This is a genomic window from Streptomyces sp. LaPpAH-108 (assembly GCF_000373625.1).
Lineage (GTDB): Bacteria > Actinomycetota > Actinomycetes > Streptomycetales > Streptomycetaceae > Streptomyces.
The window spans coordinates 58,873-80,107 of record NZ_KB891999.1 but is presented as its reverse complement, the minus strand read 5'-3'; the positions used below and the strand labels follow the sequence as shown (position 1 = coordinate 80,107).

The window sequence follows — 21,235 nt, the reverse complement described above, 5'->3', positions numbered from 1 at the left end:
TTTCGAGCGCCCACGAGGGGAGCAGGCGCATGGACAGCCGGAGCGAGCGCGAGGACCGGCACATCACGATCAGCTACGCCGGATACAACCGGCCGTGGGCCGCCTGGATCGCCCACCAGCTGACCGCACGCGGCCACGACGTCACCCTGGACCGCTTCGACCCCCGCGTGGACGTGCCTTTCGAGGACGAGTTCGCCGCCCTGCTCGACACCCCGGGACGGCTCCTCCTCGTCCTGGACAACTGGTACTTCGGCCTCGGCCCCATCGCCACCCACGACTGGGACCGCGTCCTGCGCCGCACCGTGCCCCGGAACGCCGACCGGCTCGCCGCCGTCACCGTCGCCACCCGGCCGGTGCCCCGCGCCGTCGCCCTGCTGGGGGCCGCCGACCTCCACGACCTGGACGAACAGGAGGCGGCCCGCCGGGTGCTGCGCGAACTGTCCATCGACACCGCCCCGTTGCCCCGCGACGCCACCGCACCCCGCTTCCCCAACGAACCCCCCGACGTCTTCGACACCCCCCGCCGCAACGGCCGCTTCACCGGCCGCGACCTCGAACTGGAGCAGCTGCGCGCCTCGTTCACCGCCCAGGACGCCGAGGGCACCGACGACGGCACCGACCCCGGCTCCGGCACCCGCATCGTGCTGCACGGCGGCAGCGGCACCGGCAAGACCCAGATCGCCGTCGAGTACACCCACCGCTTCGGCAGCGAGTACGACGTCGTCTGGTGGATCGACGCCACCCACCGCGCCAAGGCCCGCGAACGCCTCGCCGCGCTCGCCCCCCGCCTCGGCCTGCCGGTCGGCGAGCGCATCGGGGAGCGCATCCGCGCGGTGCACGAGGCCGCCCGCGCCGCCGCCCCCGGCCGCTGGCTGCTGGTCTTCGACGGCGCCGAGGACCCCGCCCTCCTCGCCGACCTGCTCCCGGACCACCGCGCCCACGTCCTGCTCACCGCCGGGACACGGGACTGGACGGACGTACCCGGCACCCGCGTCCTCGACATCGCCGCCTTCACCCGGACCGAGAGCGTCGCCTACGTGCGCCGCCGCGTCCCCCGGCTCACCGCGGCGGAGGCCGACGAACTCGCCGACACTGTCCTGGACCTGCCGCTGCTGCTCGCCCAGACCGCCGCCTGGCTCGCCGCCAACGACGTCCCGGCCGCCGACTACCTCGGCACCCTGCGCGCCACCCCCGAACCCGGCACCCCCGAACCCGGCGCCCCCGACGACGCGGCCTACCCGCCCGGCTTCCGCACCGCCTGGTCCACCACCCTCGGCACCCTGCGCGCCCGCCACCCCGAGGCCGCCGAACTGCTCCATCTCCTCGCCTTCTTCGCCCCCGGCGAGATCCCGGTCCGCCTGCTCACCGAGGTCCGCTACGGCGACCTGCCCGCGTCCCTGGACGCCCTGGTCCGCGACCCCCGCTCCTGGCACCTCGCGCTGCGCCGGCTCTCCGAGTACACCGCCGTACGGCTCGACTACGAACAGGAACTGGCCGAGAACCCGGCCGTCGAACAGGTTCGGATGCACCGCCTCTACCAGCGCTTCCTGCGCGAGTCGCTGACCGAGGAGGAACGCCGGGCGCACGCCGACACCGCCTGCCAGGTGCTGGTCGGCGCCGACCCCCGGCGCCCCTCCGACACCCGCGACTGGGAACGCTACGCCCTGCTCATCCCGCACCTCGGCTTCGCCGGGGCCTTCGACTCCCCGCGCCAGGCCGTGCAGGAACTCGTTCTCAACTGCGTCGAATACCTGCGGCTGCGCGGCGAGTACCGCACCGCCCTCAGGCTCTGCGACGAGGTCCTGGCCCACTGGGAACGCACCCTCGATCCCGCCCACGGCGCCCTGCTCGCCCTGCGCAACAAACTCGGCGGCCTGCTCCGGCTGGCCGGCCGCTACACCGAGGCCGAACAGCTCGGCCGCTCCGTGGTGGCCCAGCTCACCGCCGTACGCCCCGACGACCACCCCGAACTGCTGCGCGCCAAGGACGGACTCGGCAGCACCCTGCTCGCCCTCGGCCAATTCCCGCAGGCCCGCGAGCTGTTCACGGAGGCCGCCGCCCGCTTCGCCGACCAGTTCGGCACCGAGGCCCCGCAGACCCTCGCCGCCCGCCACAACCAGGGCCTCGCCCTGCTCCTGCTCGGCCGCTACGGCGAGGCCCGCGCCATCCACCGCGACGTGCTCCAGACACGGCAGCGCCGTCTGCGCTCCCGCCACCACCTCACCCTGCACTCCGGCACGGTCTACGCGCGGCTCATCCGGCTGCTCGGCGACTACCCCGAGTCCGTCTCCCGCCTCGAACAAATCGTCCGCACCCTGCGCCAGACCTCCGACGAACGCCATCCGCAGTCCATCATGGCCGACCACCAGCTCGGCGTCTCCCGGCGCCGGGCCGGGGACATCCCCGAGGCGGGGGAGCGGCTGGCCGGAGCCGCCCGGCGGGCCGCCCAGGTGCTCGGTCCGCTGCACCCCGACACCCTCGTGGTGGAGGCCGACCGGTCCACCTTCCTCCGCGAACACGGCGAGCTGAGCACGGCCCTGCGCGCCGCCGAGTCCGTCGCCCAGCGGTACGACGAACTGCTCGGGCCCCACCACCCGTACACCATCGGCGCCCTCGGCAATCTCGCGCTGGCCGTGGTCCACACCGGCGACCACCGGCTCGCCCTGCACCTCACCGAGCGGGTCCACCACGACATGGCCGAGGCCGTCGGCCGCGACCACCCCTGGACCCTGGGCTGCGCACTCAACCTGAGCGGCGCGCGCAGCCTCGCCTACGAGGTCGACGGCGCCTGGGAACTCAGCCGCGACACCGTGCGCGGCGCCACCCGCGCCCTCGGGGCCGCCCACCCGCTCACCCTCTCGGCGCGCACCGCGCTCGCCGACGACCTGCGCGCCCTCGGCCGCGCGCAGGAGGCCGCCACCCACGAACGCGAGGCCGTCCGCACCCTCGGCGACACCCTCGGACCCCAGCATCCGCACACCCGCGACGCCCAGCGACGGCTGCGCCCGTACTGGGACTTCGAACCGCAGCCGCTGTGAGCGGGCCCGGCCGCGAAAGCCTCACCGCGTCGACTCGTAGGCCAACTCATTGACAAACCAGGGTATTTGTTGCTCGATCGGAAGCGAGCCGCCGCCTTCCGTCACCGCCTTCCGCCACCGCCTCCCGGAAGCCTGCCCATGAACGCAGGGCGCTTGACCACCCCGCCGCCCGTCTCCCTCGTCTACGCCGGGGTGAGCAACGGCTGGGCCCAGTGGATCGCCTGGGTGCTCGGCCAGGCGGACTGCCCGGTCACCCATGTGCGCTGGTCCCCGCTGAGCCCCCTGCCCGACCTGGCGGACCTGGAGGACTTCTTCGGCCGCCCCGGACGCGTCCTGCTCGTCCTGGACGACTGGTACCTGCGCTTCGACACCGGACGCAACCAGCAGTGGGCCCAGGTGCTGCGCCAGGTGATGCCCCGGCTGCACGACCGGGTCGGCGCGGTCACCGTGACCACCCGCGCCCTGCCCGACGAGGCCGTCAGCCTCGGCGCGGTCACCCTGCGCGGCATCGGCCCCGAGGAGGCCAGACGCCGCGTCCTCGCGGAGGTGGGCCTCAGGCCGAGCACCCCGTACAACCGCCAGGACGAGGGCCCCCGCTACCCCGAGGACCCGCCCGATGTCACCAACAGCCCCCGCCGCAACCCCCGGTTCACCGGTCGCGAGGTCCTGCTCAACGAGGTGCACGACACCCTCAACGCCGGGTACGGCCGCCGCGTCCTGCTGCATGGACCGCCCGGTGTCGGCAAGAGCCAGGCCGCGGGGGAGTACGCCCGCCGCTTCGCCAGCGAGTACGACCTCATCTGGTGGGTGCCCTCCGCCACCAAGGCCGCCGCCCGCGAAGGCTTCGCGGCCCTCGCCCGCGAGGTCGGCCTGAGCGAGGGCGACCAGCTCACCGGGCAGATCGAGGCGGTGCAGGACGCGCTGAGGAAGGACGAGAAGGGCCGCTGGCTCGTCATCTTCGACGGCGCCGAGGACATCGACGGCATCGCCCCGCTGCTCCCCGAGGGCCGGGGCCAGATCCTGCTCACCGCGCAGAACACCGCATGGTCCCGGCACGGCGCCCGGCCGCGCGAACTGCCGCCCTTCGACCGCGACGAGAGCATCGCCTTCGCCTGCCGCCGCGCACCCCGCATGACCGAGGCCCAGGCCGGTGAACTCGCCGCCGCCCTCGGCGACCTCCCGCTCGTCATCGACCAGAGCGCGGCCTGGATCGACGCCCACCCCGCCACCGACATCCCCCGCTATCTGACCTCCATCAGAGCGGACGAACCCGCGGCCCCGGACCCCGATACCCCGGACCCCGAGACCCCGGTGGCCGCGCCCCCGGCCCACCGCCAGGTGTGGGCACACACCCTCGGCTCCCTGGCCGCACGCTCCCCGGCCGTGCACGAACTGCTCCTCCTGCTCACCTTCTTCTCGCCCGACATGCTGCCCGTCCCGCTGCTGCGCGCCGCCCGCCCCAGCGACCTGCCCACCCATCTCGCCGCATCGGTCAGCGAACCCGGCACCTGGGACGCGGCCCTGCTCACCATCTCCGAACTCGCCTCCATGCGCGTCGAGTTCGCCACCGAGGCCCGGCAGGACACCACCAGCATCGTCTCCCTGCGGATGCACCGCAGCTTCCGCCGCTTCATCCGCGCGAGCCTCACCCCCGAGACGGAGCGCGAGTACGCCTCGGCCGCCGCCCGCGTCCTGGTCGCCTCCGACCCCGGCGAGCCGGGCGCACCCCGCAACTGGCACCGCTACGCCGAGATCCTGCCCCACCTCGAACCCTCCGGCGCTCTCGACTCCGACGACGGCGACGTACGCCAACTCCTGCTGAACTGCCTGGACTACCTCCGCGTACGCGGCGAGTACCAGGACGGCTGGGACCTGGCCCGCCGGGTGCTCGACCGCTGGCGCGGCACCTTCGCCCCCACCGACAGCCGGGTCCTCGCCGCCGCCCACCAGGAGGCCCGCATGCTGCGCGGCCTCGGCCGCTACGAAGAGGCCGAGAAGGCCGACCGGGGCATCCTCGGCCTCCTCGGCGAGGCCGGGATCGACAGCGGCCTCGAACTGCTGCGCGCCAAGGACGGCCTCGGCGCCACCCTCATGGCCCGGGGCCGCTACGACGAGGCACGCGCCCTGTACGAGGAGGCCGCGCAGAACGCCACCGACTGGCTCGGCGACCGCTACGTACCGCAGACCCTCCAGTTCCGCACCAACCTCGCCCTCGCCCTCGGCCTCCAGGGCCACTACCAGGAGTCCTGCACCCTCCACCGCGAGGTCTACGACCGCCGGGTCGGCCTCCTCGGCGGCCGGGCCCGGCGCACCCTCCAGTCCGGCTACTACACCGCCCGGATGCTGCGCCTGCTCGGCAGACTCCCCGAGGCCAGAAGCCTTCAGGACTACAACGTGCGCCAGCTGCGCAGGACGCTCGACGCGGCCCACCGCCAGACCCTGCTGGCCGAGCACAACCTCGCCCTGTGCCTCAGGCGCGACGCCGAGTTCGAGCGGGCCCGCGCCATCATGCGCGAGTCCCGTAAACGGCTCATCGTGCTCAGCGGCGCCGACCACCCGGACGTCCTCATGGTCAACCTGGACTACGCGATGCTGCTCCGCGTCCTGGGCGAGCGGACCAAGGCACGCGGACTGGCCGAGTCCACCGCCCGCGCCTACGCCGCCCGCCTCGGCACCCTGCACCCGTACGCCATCGGCGCGCGCAACAACCTCGCCCTGCTGATGCTGGACGACGGGGAGACGGAGGCCGCCGCCCACCTCGCCGACGAATCCATGCGGCAACTGGAGGCGGCCATCGGACGCGGCCACGTCTGGTCGCTGGGCTGCGCCATGAACAGCGCGGCGGCGCTGGCCGCCCTCGGCGACGTGGAGGGCGCCGAACGCCTCGGCCGCGACGCGCTCGGCCGTGCCATCCCCGCGATGGGCGCGGACCACGTCCTCTCCGCCAACCTGCGCGCCGGTCTCGCCCTCGATCTGCGCGCCCTGGGCCGCGCGGAGGAGGCGTCCGCGCTGGAGCGCGTCGCCCTCATGACCCTCTCCGCCAGCCACGGCCCCGACCACGACCAGACCCGCTACATGCGCTCGCGGGCCCGGCCGTACTGGGACTTCGAACCCCAGCCGATCTAGCGTCCCGCGTATTTACGGCGACCGATAAGCGCGCCCTATCGCGTCTTCGGAAACCCCTCTTTGACTTTCCTCCACGCACGGGTGGAAGGTGGATCTCGGCCGCGGAAAACGGAAACGAAATCCGGCAGAAATTCCGCGGTTCCACAGGAGGAAATCGTGGCGAAGATTGTCTGTGTTCTGTACCCGGACCCGGTGACGGGTTTCCCGCCGAAGTATGCCCGGAACGATCTGCCGAAGATCGAGGGTTACCCGGGTGGTCAGACCCTGCCGTCGCCGAAGGCGATCGACTTCACCCCCGGTGAGCTGCTGGGCAGTGTCTCCGGTGAGCTGGGCCTGCGCCGCTTCCTCGAGGAGCGCGGCCACACCCTCGTGGTGACCTCGGACAAGGAGGGTCCGGACTCGGAGCTGGACCGTCACCTGCCCGACGCGGACGTCGTCATCTCGCAGCCGTTCTGGCCCGCCTACCTCACCCCCGAGCGGATCGCCAAGGCTCCCAAGCTCAAGCTGGCCCTGACCGCCGGTATCGGTTCGGACCATGTGGACCTGGACGCGGCGATCGCCCGCGGTATCACGGTCGCCGAGGTCACCTACTCCAACTCCATCAGCGTCGCCGAGCACGCCGTGATGATGGTGCTGTCCCTGGTCCGCAACTACCTCCCCTCGCACAAGTGGGCGGCCGAGGGCGGCTGGAACATCGCGGACTGCGTCTCGCACTCCTACGACCTGGAGGGCATGGACGTCGGTGTCATCGCCGCCGGCCGGATCGGTGTGGCGGTACTGCGCCGTCTGAAGCCGTTCGACGTCAAGCTCCACTACACCGACAAGCGCCGGCTGCCCAAGGAGATCGAGGAGGAGCTGAACCTCACCTTCCACCCCACCGCGCAGGACCTCGCCAAGAACGTCGACGTGGTCTCCATCCACGCCCCGCTCCACCCCGAGACGCTGAACCTGTTCGACGAGAAGCTCCTGAACAGCATGCGCAAGGGCTCCTACATCGTGAACACCGCCCGCGCCCAGATCGTCGACCGCGACGCCGTGGTCCGCGCCCTGGAGTCGGGTCAGCTCGGCGGCTACGCCGGTGACGTGTGGTACCCGCAGCCCGCCCCGGCGGACCACCCGTGGCGCACCATGCCGTTCAACGGCATGACCCCCCACATCTCCGGCACCTCCCTGACCGCCCAGGCGCGTTACGCGGCCGGTACCCGGGAGATCCTGGAGAACTTCCTGGACGGCACCCCGATCCGCGACGAGTACCTGATCGTCGACGGCGGCAAGCTCGCCGGAACCGGCGCCGCCTCCTACACCGCGGGCGACAAGAAGAACTGACCCGCACCCTTTCTCCAATGCAGATCCTCGGAAGAGCGGCCGAGGATCTGCATTGGTATTTCCGCGTCCGGTGGAAAATGGAAAATGGCAAACAAGGAGAGTGCCGCCATTTCCGCTGCGGACAGAATTCCCCCGGCTGAATAAGCCTCCCCCGCATGGGCAGTCGGAGGGGCGACAACCCCACCCCCCCGGAGGAGGCCGGACCATGGCGATCGAAGACACGAACGTTCTCGTGCTCACCACGAACTACGGCACCGAGCAGGACGAGCTGGTCAAGCCGGTGTCCGCGCTGCTGGACGCGGGCGCCCACGTCGTCGTCGCGGCGCAGAGCGCCGAACCGGTGCAGACCCTGGTCTCCGACCAGGACCCCGGCCAGCGGATCACCCCCGACGCCGTCCTGGACGAGGTGGCGGCGGCGGACTACGACGCGGTGGTGGTCCCCGGCGGCACCCTCAACGCCGATCAGCTGCGCACCGACGAGACCGCGCGCCGACTGGTCGCCGAGTTCGCGCGCGACGGCAAACCCGTTGCCGCGATCTGCCACGGCCCCTGGCTGCTGGTGGACAGCGAACTGGCCGAGGGGCGCGAGCTGACCTCGTACCCCTCGCTGCGCCCCGACCTCACCAACGCGGGCGCGACCTGGCACGACAAGGAGGTCGTCGTTGACACGACGGGCGGCAACACGCTGATCACCTCCCGCGATCCCGGCGACCTGGACGCCTTCTCGGCCGCGATCATCCGCAGCCTCGGCGGCGACGAGAGCTGAGACGAGCTGAGACGAGCGGGGGACGAGGGCTGAAAGGCGGCATAAAAGAAGCGTAAAAACTGCCGGAACCAGGCAATGAAAACCCCTCCGCCCGTGTGTCAAGATTCCGTCAAGCCGGAGATCGGCGACGGGACGGGAGGGGGACTGCACGCATGGCCTGGTTTCTCGGACTCGGCATCACGGGGGTCGTGCTGCTCGTCCTGTCGCTGGTCTTCGACGGTCTGCTGGAAGGCGTGCTGGATGGCGCGCTGGACGGCCTGCTCGACGGATGGCTGTCTCTGCCGGTCGTCGCGGGCTTCCTCGCGATGACCGGTTTCGGCGCGGTCATAGCCCAGTCGGCCACCGGAGTCGGCCCGGCGGGGGCCACCGCGTTCGGCGCGGTGGCGGGGGTGGCCCTGGCCTGGCCGACGTACCGCTTCAGCCGCGCGCTGATGCGCGACCGTACGGCCGCGGCCCCGAGCCGGGACGACGTCATCGGCACCTCCGGCAGCGTCGTCACGGCCATCCCGGCCGGTGGCTACGGCGAGGTGCTGCTCCGACTGGGCGGCCACCGCGTGAAGTTCGCCGCGCGCAGCGCCGTACCGGTGGCGCGCGGTGCCGAGGTCTGGGTGGAGGCGACCCCGTCGCCGACCTCCGTCCTCGTGCGGCCCGTCGAGCGCTGAACTCCCGCGCTCAGCAAGACCGTTCCGCTTGTCGGCCGGTGAGAGATCCGGCCCGTGATCGTTCGACCGGCCCCGCACGGGCCGGAGTTGCCAACCCCCTACGGGGTGTCATGTGTCTGGGGGCACTGTCATGAGTCCAGTCGTCGTCGCCGTGGTCGGAATCATCGTCCTGATCGTTCTCACGGCTCTCGTCGTCGTCAGTCGTTACAAAGTGGCGGGCCCGAGCGAGGCGTTCATCGTCACCGGGCGCCGGGGCAAGAAGTCCACCGATCCGGAGACCGGGCGGGTCTTCACCGACAACAGCGGCCAGAAGGTCGTGGTCGGCGGCGGCGTGTTCGTCGTACCGTTCGTGCAGCAGCGGTTCACCCTCGATCTGTCCTCGCGGCACATCCCGGTCGCGGTGCGCGGCGCGGTGACCCTGCGCGGTGTGAAGGCCAACCTGGACGGGGTCGCCATCGTCAAGGTCGGCGGCAGCGAGGACTCCATCCGCGCCGCCGCCCAGCGGTTCCTGATGCAGCAGGACGGCATCGTCGGCTTCACCCAGGAAGTCCTCTCCGGCGCGCTGCGCGCCATCGTCGGCCGCATGTCGGTCGAGGACGTCATCCGCGACCGTGCCGCGTTCGCCGGTCAGGTGGCGGAGGAGGCCGAGGCGAGCCTGTCGGGCCAGGGCCTGGTGCTCGACGCCTTCCAGATCCAGGACATCACCACCGAGGGCTCCTACCTGGAGGACCTGGGCCGTCCCGAGGCCGCCCGCGCCAAGCAGGAGGCCGACATCGCGGAGGCCGTCGCCCAGCGCGCCGCCGAGCAGGCCCGCCTCAAGGCCGCCGAGGAGATCGCCGTCGCCCAGCGGACGTTCGCGCTGAAGCAGGCCGAGATCAAGGCGGAGACCGACGAGGCCGCCGCCCGCGCGAACGCCGCCGGACCGCTCGCCGACGCCGCCCGCCAGCAGGAGATCCTCACCCAGCAGGAGAAGGTCGCCGAGCGCCAGGCCGCCCTGACCGACCGCCAGCTCGACACCCAGGTCCGCAAGCCCGCCGACGCCCAGCGCTACGCCGCCGAGCAGGAGGCGGAGGCGCGCAGGGTCGCCCGCGTCAAGCAGGCCGAGGCGGAGCGCCTTGCCGCGATCGCGGCGGCCGAGGCCGAGGCCGAGCGGGCCCGGCTCACCGGTGAGGGCGAGAAGCAGCGCCGTGGCGCGCTGGCCGAGGCGGAGGCCATCGAGGGCCTCAAGCAGGGTGAGGCCGAGCGGTCCCGCCGTGCGGCCGTCGCGGAGGCGGTCCGCCTGGAGGGCGACGCCGAGGCCGCGGCGATCACCGCCAAGGGCAGCGCCGAGGCCGAGGCCATGCGCAAGAAGGCCGACGCGTACCGGGAGTACGGCGACGCGGCCGTCCTCCAGATGCTGATCGAGGTGCTGCCGGAGGTCGTCGCCAAGGCGTCCGAGCCGCTGTCCAACGTGGACAAGATGACGGTCATCTCCACCGACGGCGCGGGCCGCATCCCGCGCGCGGTCGCGGACAACGTGGCCCAGGGCCTCGAACTGCTCGGCTCCACCACGGGAGTCGACCTGGCCCAGCTCCTGAAGGGCGTCACCGAGCGGGCCGCGGCCCCGGCTCAGCACCCGGAGCGGGCGAACGGCAAGGTGGAGATCACCGGCTGACGGCTCAAGAAGCCTTGAGACCGGGGGAGTTGGATGGCCGGGGGCCTGCCGCGCGCGGTGGGCCCCCTGGCCTTGCGCGGTTCCTCCGTACAGCCTCCGTTACAGCTCGCTCTTACAGCTCTTCTTTCGGCCACCCCAGCAGCCGCGCCCCGATGACGGCGGTCTGCAGGGTGTACCGGTGCAGGGGATCGGCCGGGTTGGCGCCGGTCAACTGGTGTATGCGGTCCAGCCGATAGGTCAGCGCCCGCACGCTCAGCGCGAGCCGCCGGGCCGCCGCCGCGGCCGTACACCCCGACTCGAAGTACGCCTCCAGCGTGCGCAGCAGCGGCTCCGCACCGCCCCGGGCCGCCCGCAGCGGCCCCAGCGCGCTGAGCACCAGGTCCGCCATCGCCTGCCGGTCCCGAGCCAGCACGGGATACACCAGCAGATCGGCGGCGCGTACGACCGGGGTGTCCAGCCCCAGCCGCTCGGCGAGATCGAGCGTGCTCAGCGCCTCCTCGTACGACTGCACGACACCGCCCGGACCGGGCCGGGGCCGCCCGATGGCCACCCGTACGCAGTCGGTGGTGGACCGCGCCTGCTCCGCGAAACGGTCCAGGATCTCGCCCTCGTCGCCGGGCGCGATGCAGATCAGCTTGCCGTTCTTCGTGGCGAGCAGGATGTGCCGCTGGTCGAACCGCGCCATCAGGTCGCCCTCCACCCGGCGAGTGGCGGGGGAGGCGTCGTCGTACGCGTCCGTCCCCTCGGCCACCGCGACCGCGTGCCCGTGGGAGAGGACGAGCCCGAACCGCTCGGCCCGCTCGGCGAGCCGCCCGAGATCACTGCGGCCGTAGAGCAGATCGTCGATGAACTCCCGTCGCGCGGCCTCTTCTTGACGCACTGCCAGGCGCTGCGCCCGCTCGTACCCCTCCGCGAAGGCGTCCACCGCCTGCTCGACGGCGGCCAGCACGCCGCCGACCGCGCTCCCCGGCGTACCGGCCGGCCAGGACGTGCGGGTCGCCGCCAGATGGCCGCGCACGAGAGCGCGCAGACTGTGCCCGGCGTCGGCGGCCCGCTCCCCGAGCGCGCGCCGCTCCTCCAGCTCCTCCCGGGTGAGTCTGCGCCCGGTGACGGACACCTCGGCCAGCGTATGGGCGTACCCGCCCAGGAATCCGGCCACGTCCGGCTCCGACACCGTGTCCCCCGCTCCTCGCGCACGCCGTTGACGTGCTCCTGCCGGTGTTGATCCACTGGAGCGTAGTCAGGATTGCCGGGAACCGGCAACGCGCGGGAACCGGGGCTTCCGGCCGGTCAGATCTTGGTGAGCGCCGAGCCCTTGTGCAGGGCGATGTGGTCGGTCTTGTCGCTCTTGATCTCGTACTGCGGGTCCTTCTCCGAGCAGTGGTGGGTGTAGCCCTTGAACTCCACGTCATGGGTGTGCTTCTTGATGATGACGCCTTCGACGTGACCCGCCTCCGAGTTCCACCGGACGTGGTCGCCGACCGAGAATTGCTCCGCCATGTGTGTGTTTGTTCCGTTCCGTGTGGTGATGTGCCGTGGTACGGGCGCGAGCGTAGTGCGGAAGCGCCGGAAGTTCCGGAGGTCGAAGAGGGAGTCGTAGGGGTCGTCCCGTTTCTTTTCGCGAAGACCGTGATCGTCTGCCCTTTGGGGAAGTTTTTGCCCGTGGCCTGATCCGGGGTGTCGAGGGGCCGCTCGGCCCGAACGTGCCCCGCTGTCTGGCTTTCGCTTTGGCAAAGGGCGGCCGAAATCGTGTCCGGCGTGTGTGGGGCAGGGGTCGGGTATGTTACGGACGCGTTGACCCGGGCGGCTCGCGGGCGGAGGCTCGTCATATAGGTGCTCGATACAACTGGTTCGGCGGTCTCTCGCACGCCACCCGGAAAGCGCAGGTGAGCGTAGGGGCGGCCGTCGGCCGGAGGCAGGAGGCAGCACATGTGCGGCATCACCGGATGGGTCTCCTTCGACCGCGACCTCGCGGCCGACGACTCCGCATTGGATGCGATGACCGAGACGATGTCCTGCCGGGGACCGGACGACCGGGGCACCTGGGCCGAGGGCCCGGCCGCGCTCGGACACCGGCGGCTCGCGATCATCGACCTCCCCGGCGGACGCCAGCCCATGACCGTCCGCACCCCCGAGGGCACCGTGGCCCTCGTCTACTCCGGCGAGGCGTACAACTTCACCGAGCTGCGCCGCGAACTCCAGGGCCGCGGCCACCGGTTCACCACCGACTCCGACACCGAGGTCGTCCTGCGCGGCTACCTCGCATGGGGCGACGCGGTGGCCGAGCGGCTGAACGGCATGTACGCCTTCGCCGTGTGGGACGGCCGCCACGACAAGCTCGTGATGATCCGCGACCGCATGGGCATCAAGCCCTTCTACTACCACCCCACCCCCGACGGCGTCCTCTTCGGCTCCGAACCCAAGGCCATCCTCGCCAACCCGCTGGCCCGCCCCCGGGTGACCCTGGACGGCCTGCGCGAACTGCTCACCCTGATCAAGACGCCCGGGCACGCCGTGTGGGACGGCATCCGCGAGGTCGAGCCCGGCACCGTCGTCACCGTCGACCGCTCCGGCCTGCGCACCCGCGCCTACTGGCGGCTGGAGACCCGCCCGCACACCGACGACCGCGACACCACCATCGCCACCGTCCGCTCGCTCCTCGACGACATCGTGCGCCGCCAGCTCGTCGCCGACGTGCCCCGCTGCACCCTGCTCTCCGGGGGCCTGGACTCCTCCGCCATGACCGCGCTCGCCGCCCGGCAGCTCGGTGAGCAGGGGGAGAAGGTACGCAGCTTCGCCGTCGACTTCGCCGGACAGGCGGACAACTTCGTCGCGGACGAACTGCGCGGCACGCCCGACACCCCCTTCGTCCACGACGTGGCCCGACTCGCGCGGACCGATCACCAGGACATCGTCCTGGACGCCCAGTCCCTGGCCGACCCGGCCGCCCGCGCGAGGGTCATCCGCGCCCGCGACCTGCCCGCCGGGTTCGGTGACATGGACGCCTCGCTCCTGCTGCTGTTCCGCGCCATCCGCGACCAGTCCACGGTGGCGCTCTCGGGCGAGTCCGCCGATGAGGTCTTCGGCGGCTACCTCCAGTTCTTCGACGAGGAGGCCCGGCACGCCGAGACCTTCCCCTGGCTCGTCAGCCTCGGCCGCCACTTCGGCGACGACACCGGCGTCCTGCGCTCCGACCTCACCAAATCCCTGGACCTGGAGGGCTACATCGCCGACGGCTACCGCACGGCCGTCTCCGGCATCGAACGCCTCGACGGGGAGAGCGACTTCGAGTACCGCATGCGGCGCATGTGCAACCTCCACCTCACCCGCTTCGTCCGAGCCCTGCTCGACCGCAAGGACCGCATGAGCATGGCTGTCGGCCTCGAAGTCCGGGTGCCGTTCTGCGACCACCGGCTCGTCGAGTACGTCTACAACACCCCCTGGGCCCTGAAGTCCTTCGACGGCCGCGAGAAGAGCCTCCTGCGCGAGGCCACCGCCGACCTCCTCCCTCGTTCGGTCTACGACCGCGTCAAGAGCCCCTACCCCTCCACCCAGGACCCCGGCTACGCCCGAGCCCTCCAGTCCCAGATCCACGACCTCCTCTCCCAGCCCTCCCACCGCGTCTTCGACCTCCTGGACCGCGACAAGGTCCGCCGCACCGCCACCGGCGACGGCCCTGTCGTCACCCAGGCCGCCCGACGCGGCATGGAACGCACGCTCGACCTGGCGCTCTGGCTGGACCTGTACGCCCCGGAGCTGGACCTGGGCTGACATGGTCCTGCCGGGGGTTACGGGGTCTGGTCGACTCCGGCTCTGCCGAGGGCGGCTGGGGCGGGGTCCGGCCGAGGAGCGGGCGGCTTCCCGCCGCCCTCAGCGACCGCGCAGCGACGACAGCGCCGTCGCCACCCGCTCCGTCGCCTCCGGCGGGGTCGATGCGTGCGGGGAGAGGCGGAGCGAGTCGGTGCGTACCGTCGGGGTGACGCCTTCCGCGTGGAGTGCCTTGGCGACGAGGGCGGGGTCGTGGTCGGGCAGGGTGAAGGAGAGGATGCCCGCGCGGTGGGACGGGGTGGTGGGGGAGAGGATGTGGCCGCCGTGGGCGGTGACGGCCTCGGTGAGTTCGGTGATCCGCAGCTCGATGGCCGCTTCGATCGCCGGGACCGTGTGCCGTTCGACCAACTCCAGCGCGGCCGTGAAGGAGGCGGCGGTCACCGGGCTCAGGTTGGTGATCGACCAGCGTCGGGCGTCGGGGGCGGGCGGGTGCTCGGCGCCGTCGAAGAGGCCGACGTGCTCGACTCCCGTCCAGCCGGTGAGGACCGGCTCCAGGTGCTCCAGCGCCCGGTCGGACAGGGTGGCGAAGCCGGTGGACCAGCCCGCGCGCAGCCACTTCTGGCCGCCCGCGATCACGACGTCCGCCGCGCTCCAGGGGAGGTCGGCCACGCCGAAGCCCTGGATGGCGTCCACGATCAGCAGGCGGTCCGGCCCGATCGCCTCGCGCAGTGCCGTCAGGTCGGCCCGGAACCCCGTACGGAAGTCCACCGCGCTGACGGACAGGGCGACCACGTCGTCGGTGAGCGTGGCGCGGACCAGTTCCGGGGTGACGCCGCCGCCGGGCTCCGGGTCGAGCCAGCGCGGTGTGGCCCGGCCCAGGTGCGCGCTGCGGCGCCACGGATAGTGATTGGCGGGGAAGTCGCTGCGCGGTACGAGGACCACGCCGTCCCGGACACCGAGCGCGGCGTGGAACACGCCGGTCGACGCGTTCGGCAGCAGCACCGTGTGCGCGGCGTCGGTGCCCGCGAGGCGTGCCGCCGCCTCCCGTGCGGTGTCCTCCGCGCGCATCAGACCGTCCACGGTGGTGTGGTCGGCCCGCGCGGTCTCCTCCATCGCCCGCGCGGTGGCGGCCACGGCATCCCGCGACGGCGGCCCGAACCGGGCGAAGTCCAGATACCCGGCGGGCGTGTCGAAGTGCGCTGCGTACGACGTGAGCACGGGGGCGTCCTTCCGGAACGGTGAGGGTGTCGAGCGTGGTGCGGCGCGGGCCGTGGAACGCGGTTGACCGCCGCCGTCCCGCCCGCGTGGCGTTACGGTACGCGACTCCCGCCGTACGCCGGTGTCTCGTACGGCACGACGGACGCTGGGCCTGTTCCGAACAGGACGGCCGGGCAGCCCCGCCGAAGGAGCCGCCCGGCCGTCCCGTCCCGCCGCCGGGGGAATTTCAGTGCCCGGCGGACTCCTCAGGACGCGCGTGGCGCGGCAGGAGGAACGAGAGCAGGAACGTCAGGACGAGCATCCCGTCGACGATCCACAGCACCGTCTTCATCACGGAGCCGAAACCGCTCTCGAAGGCGGACGACGCGGTGGCCCGCAGCGCGCCGGGTATGCGCGCGGCGGCCTGCGGCGAGGTGACGGCCGCGCGGGTGTCCTTCTCCAGACGGGCACAGGACGCCGGGGTGGCCTCCGGGTCCTTGGCGACGGCGCGGTCCGAGGCGCAGTGCCGCAGATCCGCGACCACACGGTCCCGCGCGGCCGGTGCGACATGCGCGGCGGCCAGCTGTCCGCGCAGACCGTCCGCACGGTGGTCGACGGCGGTGGCGATGCCGCCGCCGAGGAGGCCGAAGAAGACGGTGCCCAGGAGGGCCACGCCGAAGGCGCCGCCGAGCTGCTGCATCGCGGTCATGGTGCCCGACGCCGAACCCGTCTCGTGCTGCTCCACGCTGGCGAGCACGATGTCGAAGAAGGGCGCCATGAGCAGGCCCATGCCGATGCCGGTGACGAGCAGCGCGGGCAGGAGCTGCCAGGGGCCGACGCCCGCGCCCACGATGTCCAGGGTCAGCCACACGCCGAATACGCCGAGCGCCATGACCACGGTGCCCGCCTGGAGCACGGCGCGGCCGAACCGGGCGACGCCCTGGGCGATGCCGAAGCCGACGATCATGCCGCCGGACCAGGGCACCATGACCAGGCCCGCCTTGAGCGGGGAGTAGCCGAGGCCGATCTGGGTGTAGAGGTTGAAGACCAGCATGAAGCCCTGCATGGTCGAGAAGAAGACCAGCCCGAGGATCATGCCGCCGCTGAAGCCGCGCTTGCGGAAGAGGCTGGGGACGACCAGCGGGTCCTGGCCGGCCCGGCTGCGGCTCGACTCGTAGCGCGCGAAGACGGCGAACACGACGACCGAGGCGGCCATCATCGCGAAGGTCCACACCGGCCAGTCGTACTCACGGCCCTGGACCAGCGGGAAGATGATGAGCATCGCGCCGAGCGAGACCAGCAGCATGCCGGGGATGTCCAGGCGCGGCTTGGTCGCGGAGCGGCCCTTCGGCAGATAGCGCGCGGCGCCCAGGAGGGCCGCGGCGCCCAGCGGCAGGTTGATCAGGAAGATCATGCGCCAGCCGGTGCCGAAGTAGTCGGCGTCCACGAGCCAGCCCGCCAGGATCGGGCCGCACACCGCGGACAGACCCATGACCGGCCCGAACATGCCGAACGCCTTCTGCGACTCCTTCGGCGGGAACATCTCCTTGATCATGCCGAGGCCCTGAGGCAGCATCACCGCGCCGAACAGGCCCTGCACGACCCGCGCGGCGATGAGTATCTCGGGCGAGCCCGCTATGGCGCACAGCAGCGAGCCCACGGTGAAGCCCGCGGCGCCGACCATGAACATCCGGCGGCGGCCGTAGATGTCACCGAGCCGTCCGCCGGTGACGAGTCCGACGGCCATCGAGAGGGTGTAGGCGGCGGCGAGCCACTGGAGCGTGGACGCGCCGCCTCCGAGATCGGCCCGCATGGAGGGGCCGGCGATGTTCGTGACCACGGCGTCGAGGAGGTCCATCACCTCGGCCGCGAGGATCACGAAGAGTGCAGCCCAGCGCCACCGGTAGGGCGCTGGAGAGTCGGTGGGCGTCTCGCTGGACGCGACACCGGTGGTGGACATCGGGACTCCTGGCGGAAGGGCCGCGCCCGCGATGACGCCCACGGGTACGGCGGGTGGATGGATACGGCTGCCCGGCTCGCCGGTACGGCCCGGTGAGCCGATGCGGCCGGACGCACGGGAGAACACTGTTCACAGTAACAGAACACTGCTCACTCGGAGAACGCTGTTCATTAAGATATAGCGCAATCGCTGGGCCGAGACAAGATATATCGCGTCTGCCTGTGGAAGTTGCCTGTTCACCGACGAGAACACTGTTCTCCCGCGTGCCTAGACTGTCCCCATGACCGATGCGGCCCCCGGTACCCCGGCCACCCCTCCGCCGTCCCCCTGGGAGCGCCCGCGTCCCGCCCGGACACAGGCCGCCCCCGCCCGGGCGCCGCTCTCACGGGACCGGATCGCCGAGGCCGCCTTCGTCGTGCTGGACCGCCAGGGGCTCGACGGGCTCTCGATGCGCCAGGTGGCGGCCGAGCTGGGCGTCACGGTCTCCGCCCTCTACGCCTACGTCAGCTCCAAGGACGACCTCCTCGAGCTGATGTACACCCGGCTCTTCGACGGCTTCCAGATGCCCGAACCCGACGCCGAGCACTGGCAGGAGCAGGTGCGCGACTACGCCCGCGCCGGACGCCGCCGCCTGCTGTCCCATCGCGACGTGGCCCGCATCTCCATGGCCCACGTGCCGTTCACGGCCGAACTACTGCCGCACGTCGAGGGGTTGCTGGCCATATTCCGCACCGCCGGGCTCCCGGACCGCATCGCGGCGGAGGCCGGTGACCTCATCTCCACCTACATCGACGGCTTCGTCCTGGAAGAGGACATGTGGCAGGACCGGGCCGCCCGCAGCGAGAAGGGCGGCGACTCCCTGGCCCGCCCGGACTGGCGTGAGATGGCCGACGAGATGCAGAACTACTTCGCGTCCCTCCCCGAGGGTGAGTTCCCCCATCTCCGCGCCCTGTCCAGCCTGATGGTGACCGACTCCTCCGACGACCGCTTCGACATCGGCCTGGAGATCATCCTGCGGGGGCTGGCGAGTTACCTGCCGGGCGAGGGCGCGGCGGCTCCGGCCGAGGGCTGAGGGCGGTCGACGCGTCCGGTGTGGTTCGGCGCTGCCTGATCGCTGGACTTGAGCACTCGTGGGCGTCGACGCCTGCCTGATTCCTGGCCCAGCCGTTGCCGAACCCCGCTTTCCGCTGCCCCGCGAGGCCGGTCGGCGCTGATGCGGCGCGTCACGGAAACTCCCTGCCCTCCAAAATACCCCCCGGGGTACCCGTGGTACCGTCCAGATATACCCCCGGGGGTAATTCGGCTCGCTGGAAGGGAGTACCCCGTGTTCTTCATCGACACCCTCGACGTCACTGGCCTCGGCAACCGCAGTTACCTGGCCGGTGGTGAGTGCGCGGCCGTCGTGGTCGATCCGCCGCGTGACATCGATCAGGTGATCGCGGTGGCGGCGCGGCGCGGTGTGCGGATCGCGTACGTCGTCGAGACCCATGTGCACAACGACTACGTCACCGGAGGGCTGGAGCTGGCGCGCGTGACCGGCGCCGCCTACCTCGTGCCCGCTGGGGCCCGGGTCGCGTACCCGCACGTGGCCGTGGAAGACGGTGACCGGTTCGACGTGGACGCCGGGGTCGGGCTGCGCGCGCTGGCCACCCCCGGACACACCCCGCACCACACCGCCTACGTCCTGGAGGAGAACGGCACAGCCGTCGCCGTGTTCACCGGAGGCTCGCTGCTGACCGGGACCGTCGGCCGACCCGACCTGGTCGAGCCGAGGCTCACCGAGCGGCTGGCCCGGGCGCAGTACGCGTCCGCCCACCGGCTGGCCGGTGAACTGCCGGACGCGACCGTGGTGTTGCCCACGCACGGGTTCGGCAGCTTCTGCTCGTCGAAGCGGGCGGAGGGGGAGGGCAGCACGATCGGCGAGGAGAAGGTCTCCAACGAGGTGCTACTCCGGGACGTCGACACCTTCGTCGCCGACCTGCTCGCCGGGCTGGACGACATCCCCGCGTACTACACCCACATGGGCCCGGCCAACGCCGCAGGACCCGCGCCCGTCGACCTGACTCCGCCCGCCGTGGCCGACGCCGAGGAGATGGCCGCCCGGCTCGCCGCGGGGGAGTGGGTGATCGACCTGCGCAGCCGGGTCGCCTTCGCCGCAGGCCACGTCGCCGGTTCGCTCAACTTCGAGGCCGAGGGGCAGCTCGCGACGTATCTCGCCTGGCTGATCCCGTGGGGCAAGCCGGTGACCCTGCTCGCGGCGTCCCCGGAACAACTCGCCGCCGCCCAGCGTGAGTTGGTCCGGGTGGGCATCGACCGGCCCGCCGCCGGGGCCACCGGGGAGCCGGAGGGGTGGACGGCGGACGGACTCGTTTCGTTCCCGCGCGCCACCTTCGTCGACCTCGCGGCGACAGTGAGAGGTGGCCTCCCCGCACAACCGGAGGCGCGGTACCACGCCCCCGTCGTCCTCGACGTCCGCCGCCACTCCGAGCGCGCGGTGGCCTTCATCGACGGCTCCGTCCACATCCCCCTCCACGCCCTGCCCCGCCGCCTCCACGAGGTCCCCGAAGGACAGGTGTGGGTCCACTGCGCCGGAGGCATGCGCGCCGCCATCGCCGCCTCCCTGCTGGACGCCGCAGGCCGCGAGGTGGTCGCGATCGACGACGGTTTCGACGCGGCGGAGCGCGCGGGACTGGTCGTACGCACCCATCCGCGCGGCGAGGACGACGACGCGTCCGCGCAGACCGAACCGGCGGTACGCGCCCATCCGCGCGGTGACGATGACGAGGCGCCCGCGCAGGCCGGACCCGCCGTACGCACTCACCCGCACGACACCGATGACGACGCGCCCGCGCAGACCAGCCCGGCCGTACGCGCCCCCGCCCACAGCGGCGACCCCGAAGCCGTCGACGAACAGGCCGCCCCGGCCGCCCGCACCCACGGATGAGCGCTCTCATACTCGCCCTGGTCGCCGGAGCCGTCGTAGGACTGGCGCTCGGTGGCCTCGGGGGTGGCGGCAGTGTGCTGGCCGTACCCGCCCTGATCTATTTGCTCGGTTTCACCCCCGTCGCGGCGACCACCGCGAGCCTGATCATCGTGGCCTTCACCTCGGCGGCCGGGCTGTCCGCCCATGCCAGGGACGGGTACGTCCGCTGGCGCACCGGGCTGCTGTTCGCGGCGGCCGGGATCGGGCCCGCCATGCTGGGCGGGGCGCTCGCCGGGCGCCTGCCGGGGGCGGTGCTGACCGTGGCCTTCGCGCTGGTCGCGGGCGCCGCCGCGATCCGGATGCTCAGGCCCCGGGCCGCCGTGTCCGAGGGAGCTGTCCGGGCCGTACGGCCGGGCAGGGCCGCAGTCGCCGGTGCCGGTCTCGGCCTGGTCACCGGTGTGCTCGGGGTGGGCGGCGGCTTTCTCGCCGTACCCGCGCTGGTCGGCGTCCTCGGGATGCGGATGCGGGCGGCCGTGGGCACCAGCCTGCTCGTGATCACCGTCAACTCGCTGGCGGCGCTCGCTCTGCGCGCGGGTACGGCCGACGGGCTGGACTGGGCCGTCGTGGGGCCGTTCACCGCGGCGGCGGTGCTCGGCGCGTGGGACGGCAAGCGGCTGGCCGCGAGGCTGCCGGGGCGCGCGCTGCGGCGGCTCTTCGCCGTGGCCCTGCTCGGCGTGGCCTGCTTCATGCTGGTGGACGCGGTGGCGCGATGAGCGGCCCGTACGACCAGACGGCTACGGCCCCCGCCGCGCCCG

Annotated in this window: 13 protein-coding genes and 1 pseudogene; 10 read left to right on the top strand and 4 right to left on the bottom strand. The window is 72.3% G+C overall.

What is annotated here, in order from left to right; translation table 11 throughout:
- The first annotated feature begins 29 nt into the window (after positions 1 to 29).
- The 6 genes from fxsT (B079_RS0129120) to B079_RS0129095 all read left to right on the top strand — a co-directional run bounded on the left by fxsT (B079_RS0129120) (position 30) and on the right by B079_RS0129095 (position 10,572).
- Entirely contained in the window at positions 30 to 3,038 is a 3,009-nt protein-coding gene (gene fxsT, locus B079_RS0129120; RefSeq protein ID WP_018549383.1) for an FxSxx-COOH system tetratricopeptide repeat protein, read from the top strand.
- A gap of 138 nt (positions 3,039 to 3,176) precedes the next feature.
- On the top strand, positions 3,177 to 6,164 hold the full coding sequence (fxsT, locus tag B079_RS0129115; protein WP_234016896.1) for an FxSxx-COOH system tetratricopeptide repeat protein: 2,988 nt from the start codon (positions 3,177 to 3,179) through the stop codon (positions 6,162 to 6,164).
- 156 nt (positions 6,165 to 6,320) lie between these two features.
- Positions 6,321 to 7,490 (top strand): NAD-dependent formate dehydrogenase, encoded by a 1,170-nt coding sequence (locus B079_RS0129110; RefSeq protein ID WP_018549381.1) that lies wholly within the window; start codon positions 6,321 to 6,323, stop codon positions 7,488 to 7,490.
- A 205-nt stretch (positions 7,491 to 7,695) separates the two neighbouring features.
- Complete coding sequence (locus B079_RS0129105) at positions 7,696 to 8,256, top strand: type 1 glutamine amidotransferase domain-containing protein (RefSeq protein ID WP_018549380.1); 561 nt, start codon at positions 7,696 to 7,698, stop codon at positions 8,254 to 8,256.
- A gap of 152 nt (positions 8,257 to 8,408) precedes the next feature.
- Complete coding sequence (locus B079_RS0129100; RefSeq protein ID WP_018549379.1) at positions 8,409 to 8,918, top strand: hypothetical protein; 510 nt, start codon at positions 8,409 to 8,411, stop codon at positions 8,916 to 8,918.
- Positions 8,919 to 9,048: 130 nt separating this feature from the next.
- Positions 9,049 to 10,572 (top strand): flotillin family protein, encoded by a 1,524-nt coding sequence (locus tag B079_RS0129095; protein ID WP_026249195.1) that lies wholly within the window; start codon positions 9,049 to 9,051, stop codon positions 10,570 to 10,572.
- A gap of 112 nt (positions 10,573 to 10,684) precedes the next feature.
- Here B079_RS0129095 and B079_RS0129090 read toward each other — a convergent pair whose 3' ends face one another.
- Together B079_RS0129090 and B079_RS0129085 are read right to left on the bottom strand one after the other, a co-directional pair.
- The gene (locus tag B079_RS0129090; RefSeq protein ID WP_018549377.1) at positions 10,685 to 11,746 is read right to left on the bottom strand and encodes a PucR family transcriptional regulator; all 1,062 of its coding nucleotides are present in this window, start codon (positions 11,744 to 11,746) and stop codon (positions 10,685 to 10,687) included.
- Positions 11,747 to 11,862: 116 nt separating this feature from the next.
- Positions 11,863 to 12,072 carry a DUF2945 domain-containing protein gene (locus B079_RS0129085; RefSeq protein ID WP_018549376.1) on the bottom strand — a complete coding sequence of 70 codons (210 nt, stop codon included), beginning with the start codon at positions 12,070 to 12,072 and terminating at the stop codon, positions 11,863 to 11,865.
- 429 nt (positions 12,073 to 12,501) lie between these two features.
- On the opposite strand from B079_RS0129085, the gene asnB reads away from it, so the two are divergent.
- Entirely contained in the window at positions 12,502 to 14,343 is a 1,842-nt protein-coding gene (asnB, locus tag B079_RS0129080) for an asparagine synthase (glutamine-hydrolyzing) (RefSeq protein WP_018549375.1), read from the top strand.
- 99 nt (positions 14,344 to 14,442) lie between these two features.
- On the opposite strand, the gene B079_RS0129075 is transcribed toward asnB, so the two are convergent.
- Positions 14,443 to 15,558, bottom strand: coding sequence for an aminotransferase class V-fold PLP-dependent enzyme (locus tag B079_RS0129075; protein ID WP_018549374.1), 1,116 nt, complete (start codon positions 15,556 to 15,558; stop codon positions 14,443 to 14,445).
- Between the two features lie 226 nt (positions 15,559 to 15,784).
- Entirely contained in the window at positions 15,785 to 17,497 is a 1,713-nt protein-coding gene (locus tag B079_RS0129070; RefSeq protein WP_018549373.1) for an MFS transporter, read from the bottom strand.
- 280 nt (positions 17,498 to 17,777) lie between these two features.
- Here B079_RS0129070 and B079_RS0129065 point away from each other — a divergent pair, with 280 nt between their 5' ends.
- The 3 genes and pseudogenes from B079_RS0129065 to B079_RS0129055 all read left to right on the top strand — a co-directional run bounded on the left by B079_RS0129065 (position 17,778) and on the right by B079_RS0129055 (position 21,193).
- Positions 17,778 to 18,569, top strand: coding sequence for a TetR/AcrR family transcriptional regulator (locus tag B079_RS0129065; RefSeq protein ID WP_018549372.1), 792 nt, complete (start codon positions 17,778 to 17,780; stop codon positions 18,567 to 18,569).
- 252 nt (positions 18,570 to 18,821) lie between these two features.
- A pseudogene (locus B079_RS0129060) lies at positions 18,822 to 20,198 on the top strand (MBL fold metallo-hydrolase); the annotation flags it as partial.
- A gap of 239 nt (positions 20,199 to 20,437) precedes the next feature.
- The gene (locus B079_RS0129055) at positions 20,438 to 21,193 is read left to right on the top strand and encodes a sulfite exporter TauE/SafE family protein (protein WP_018549370.1); all 756 of its coding nucleotides are present in this window, start codon (positions 20,438 to 20,440) and stop codon (positions 21,191 to 21,193) included.
- Positions 21,194 to 21,235 lie beyond the last annotated feature (42 nt).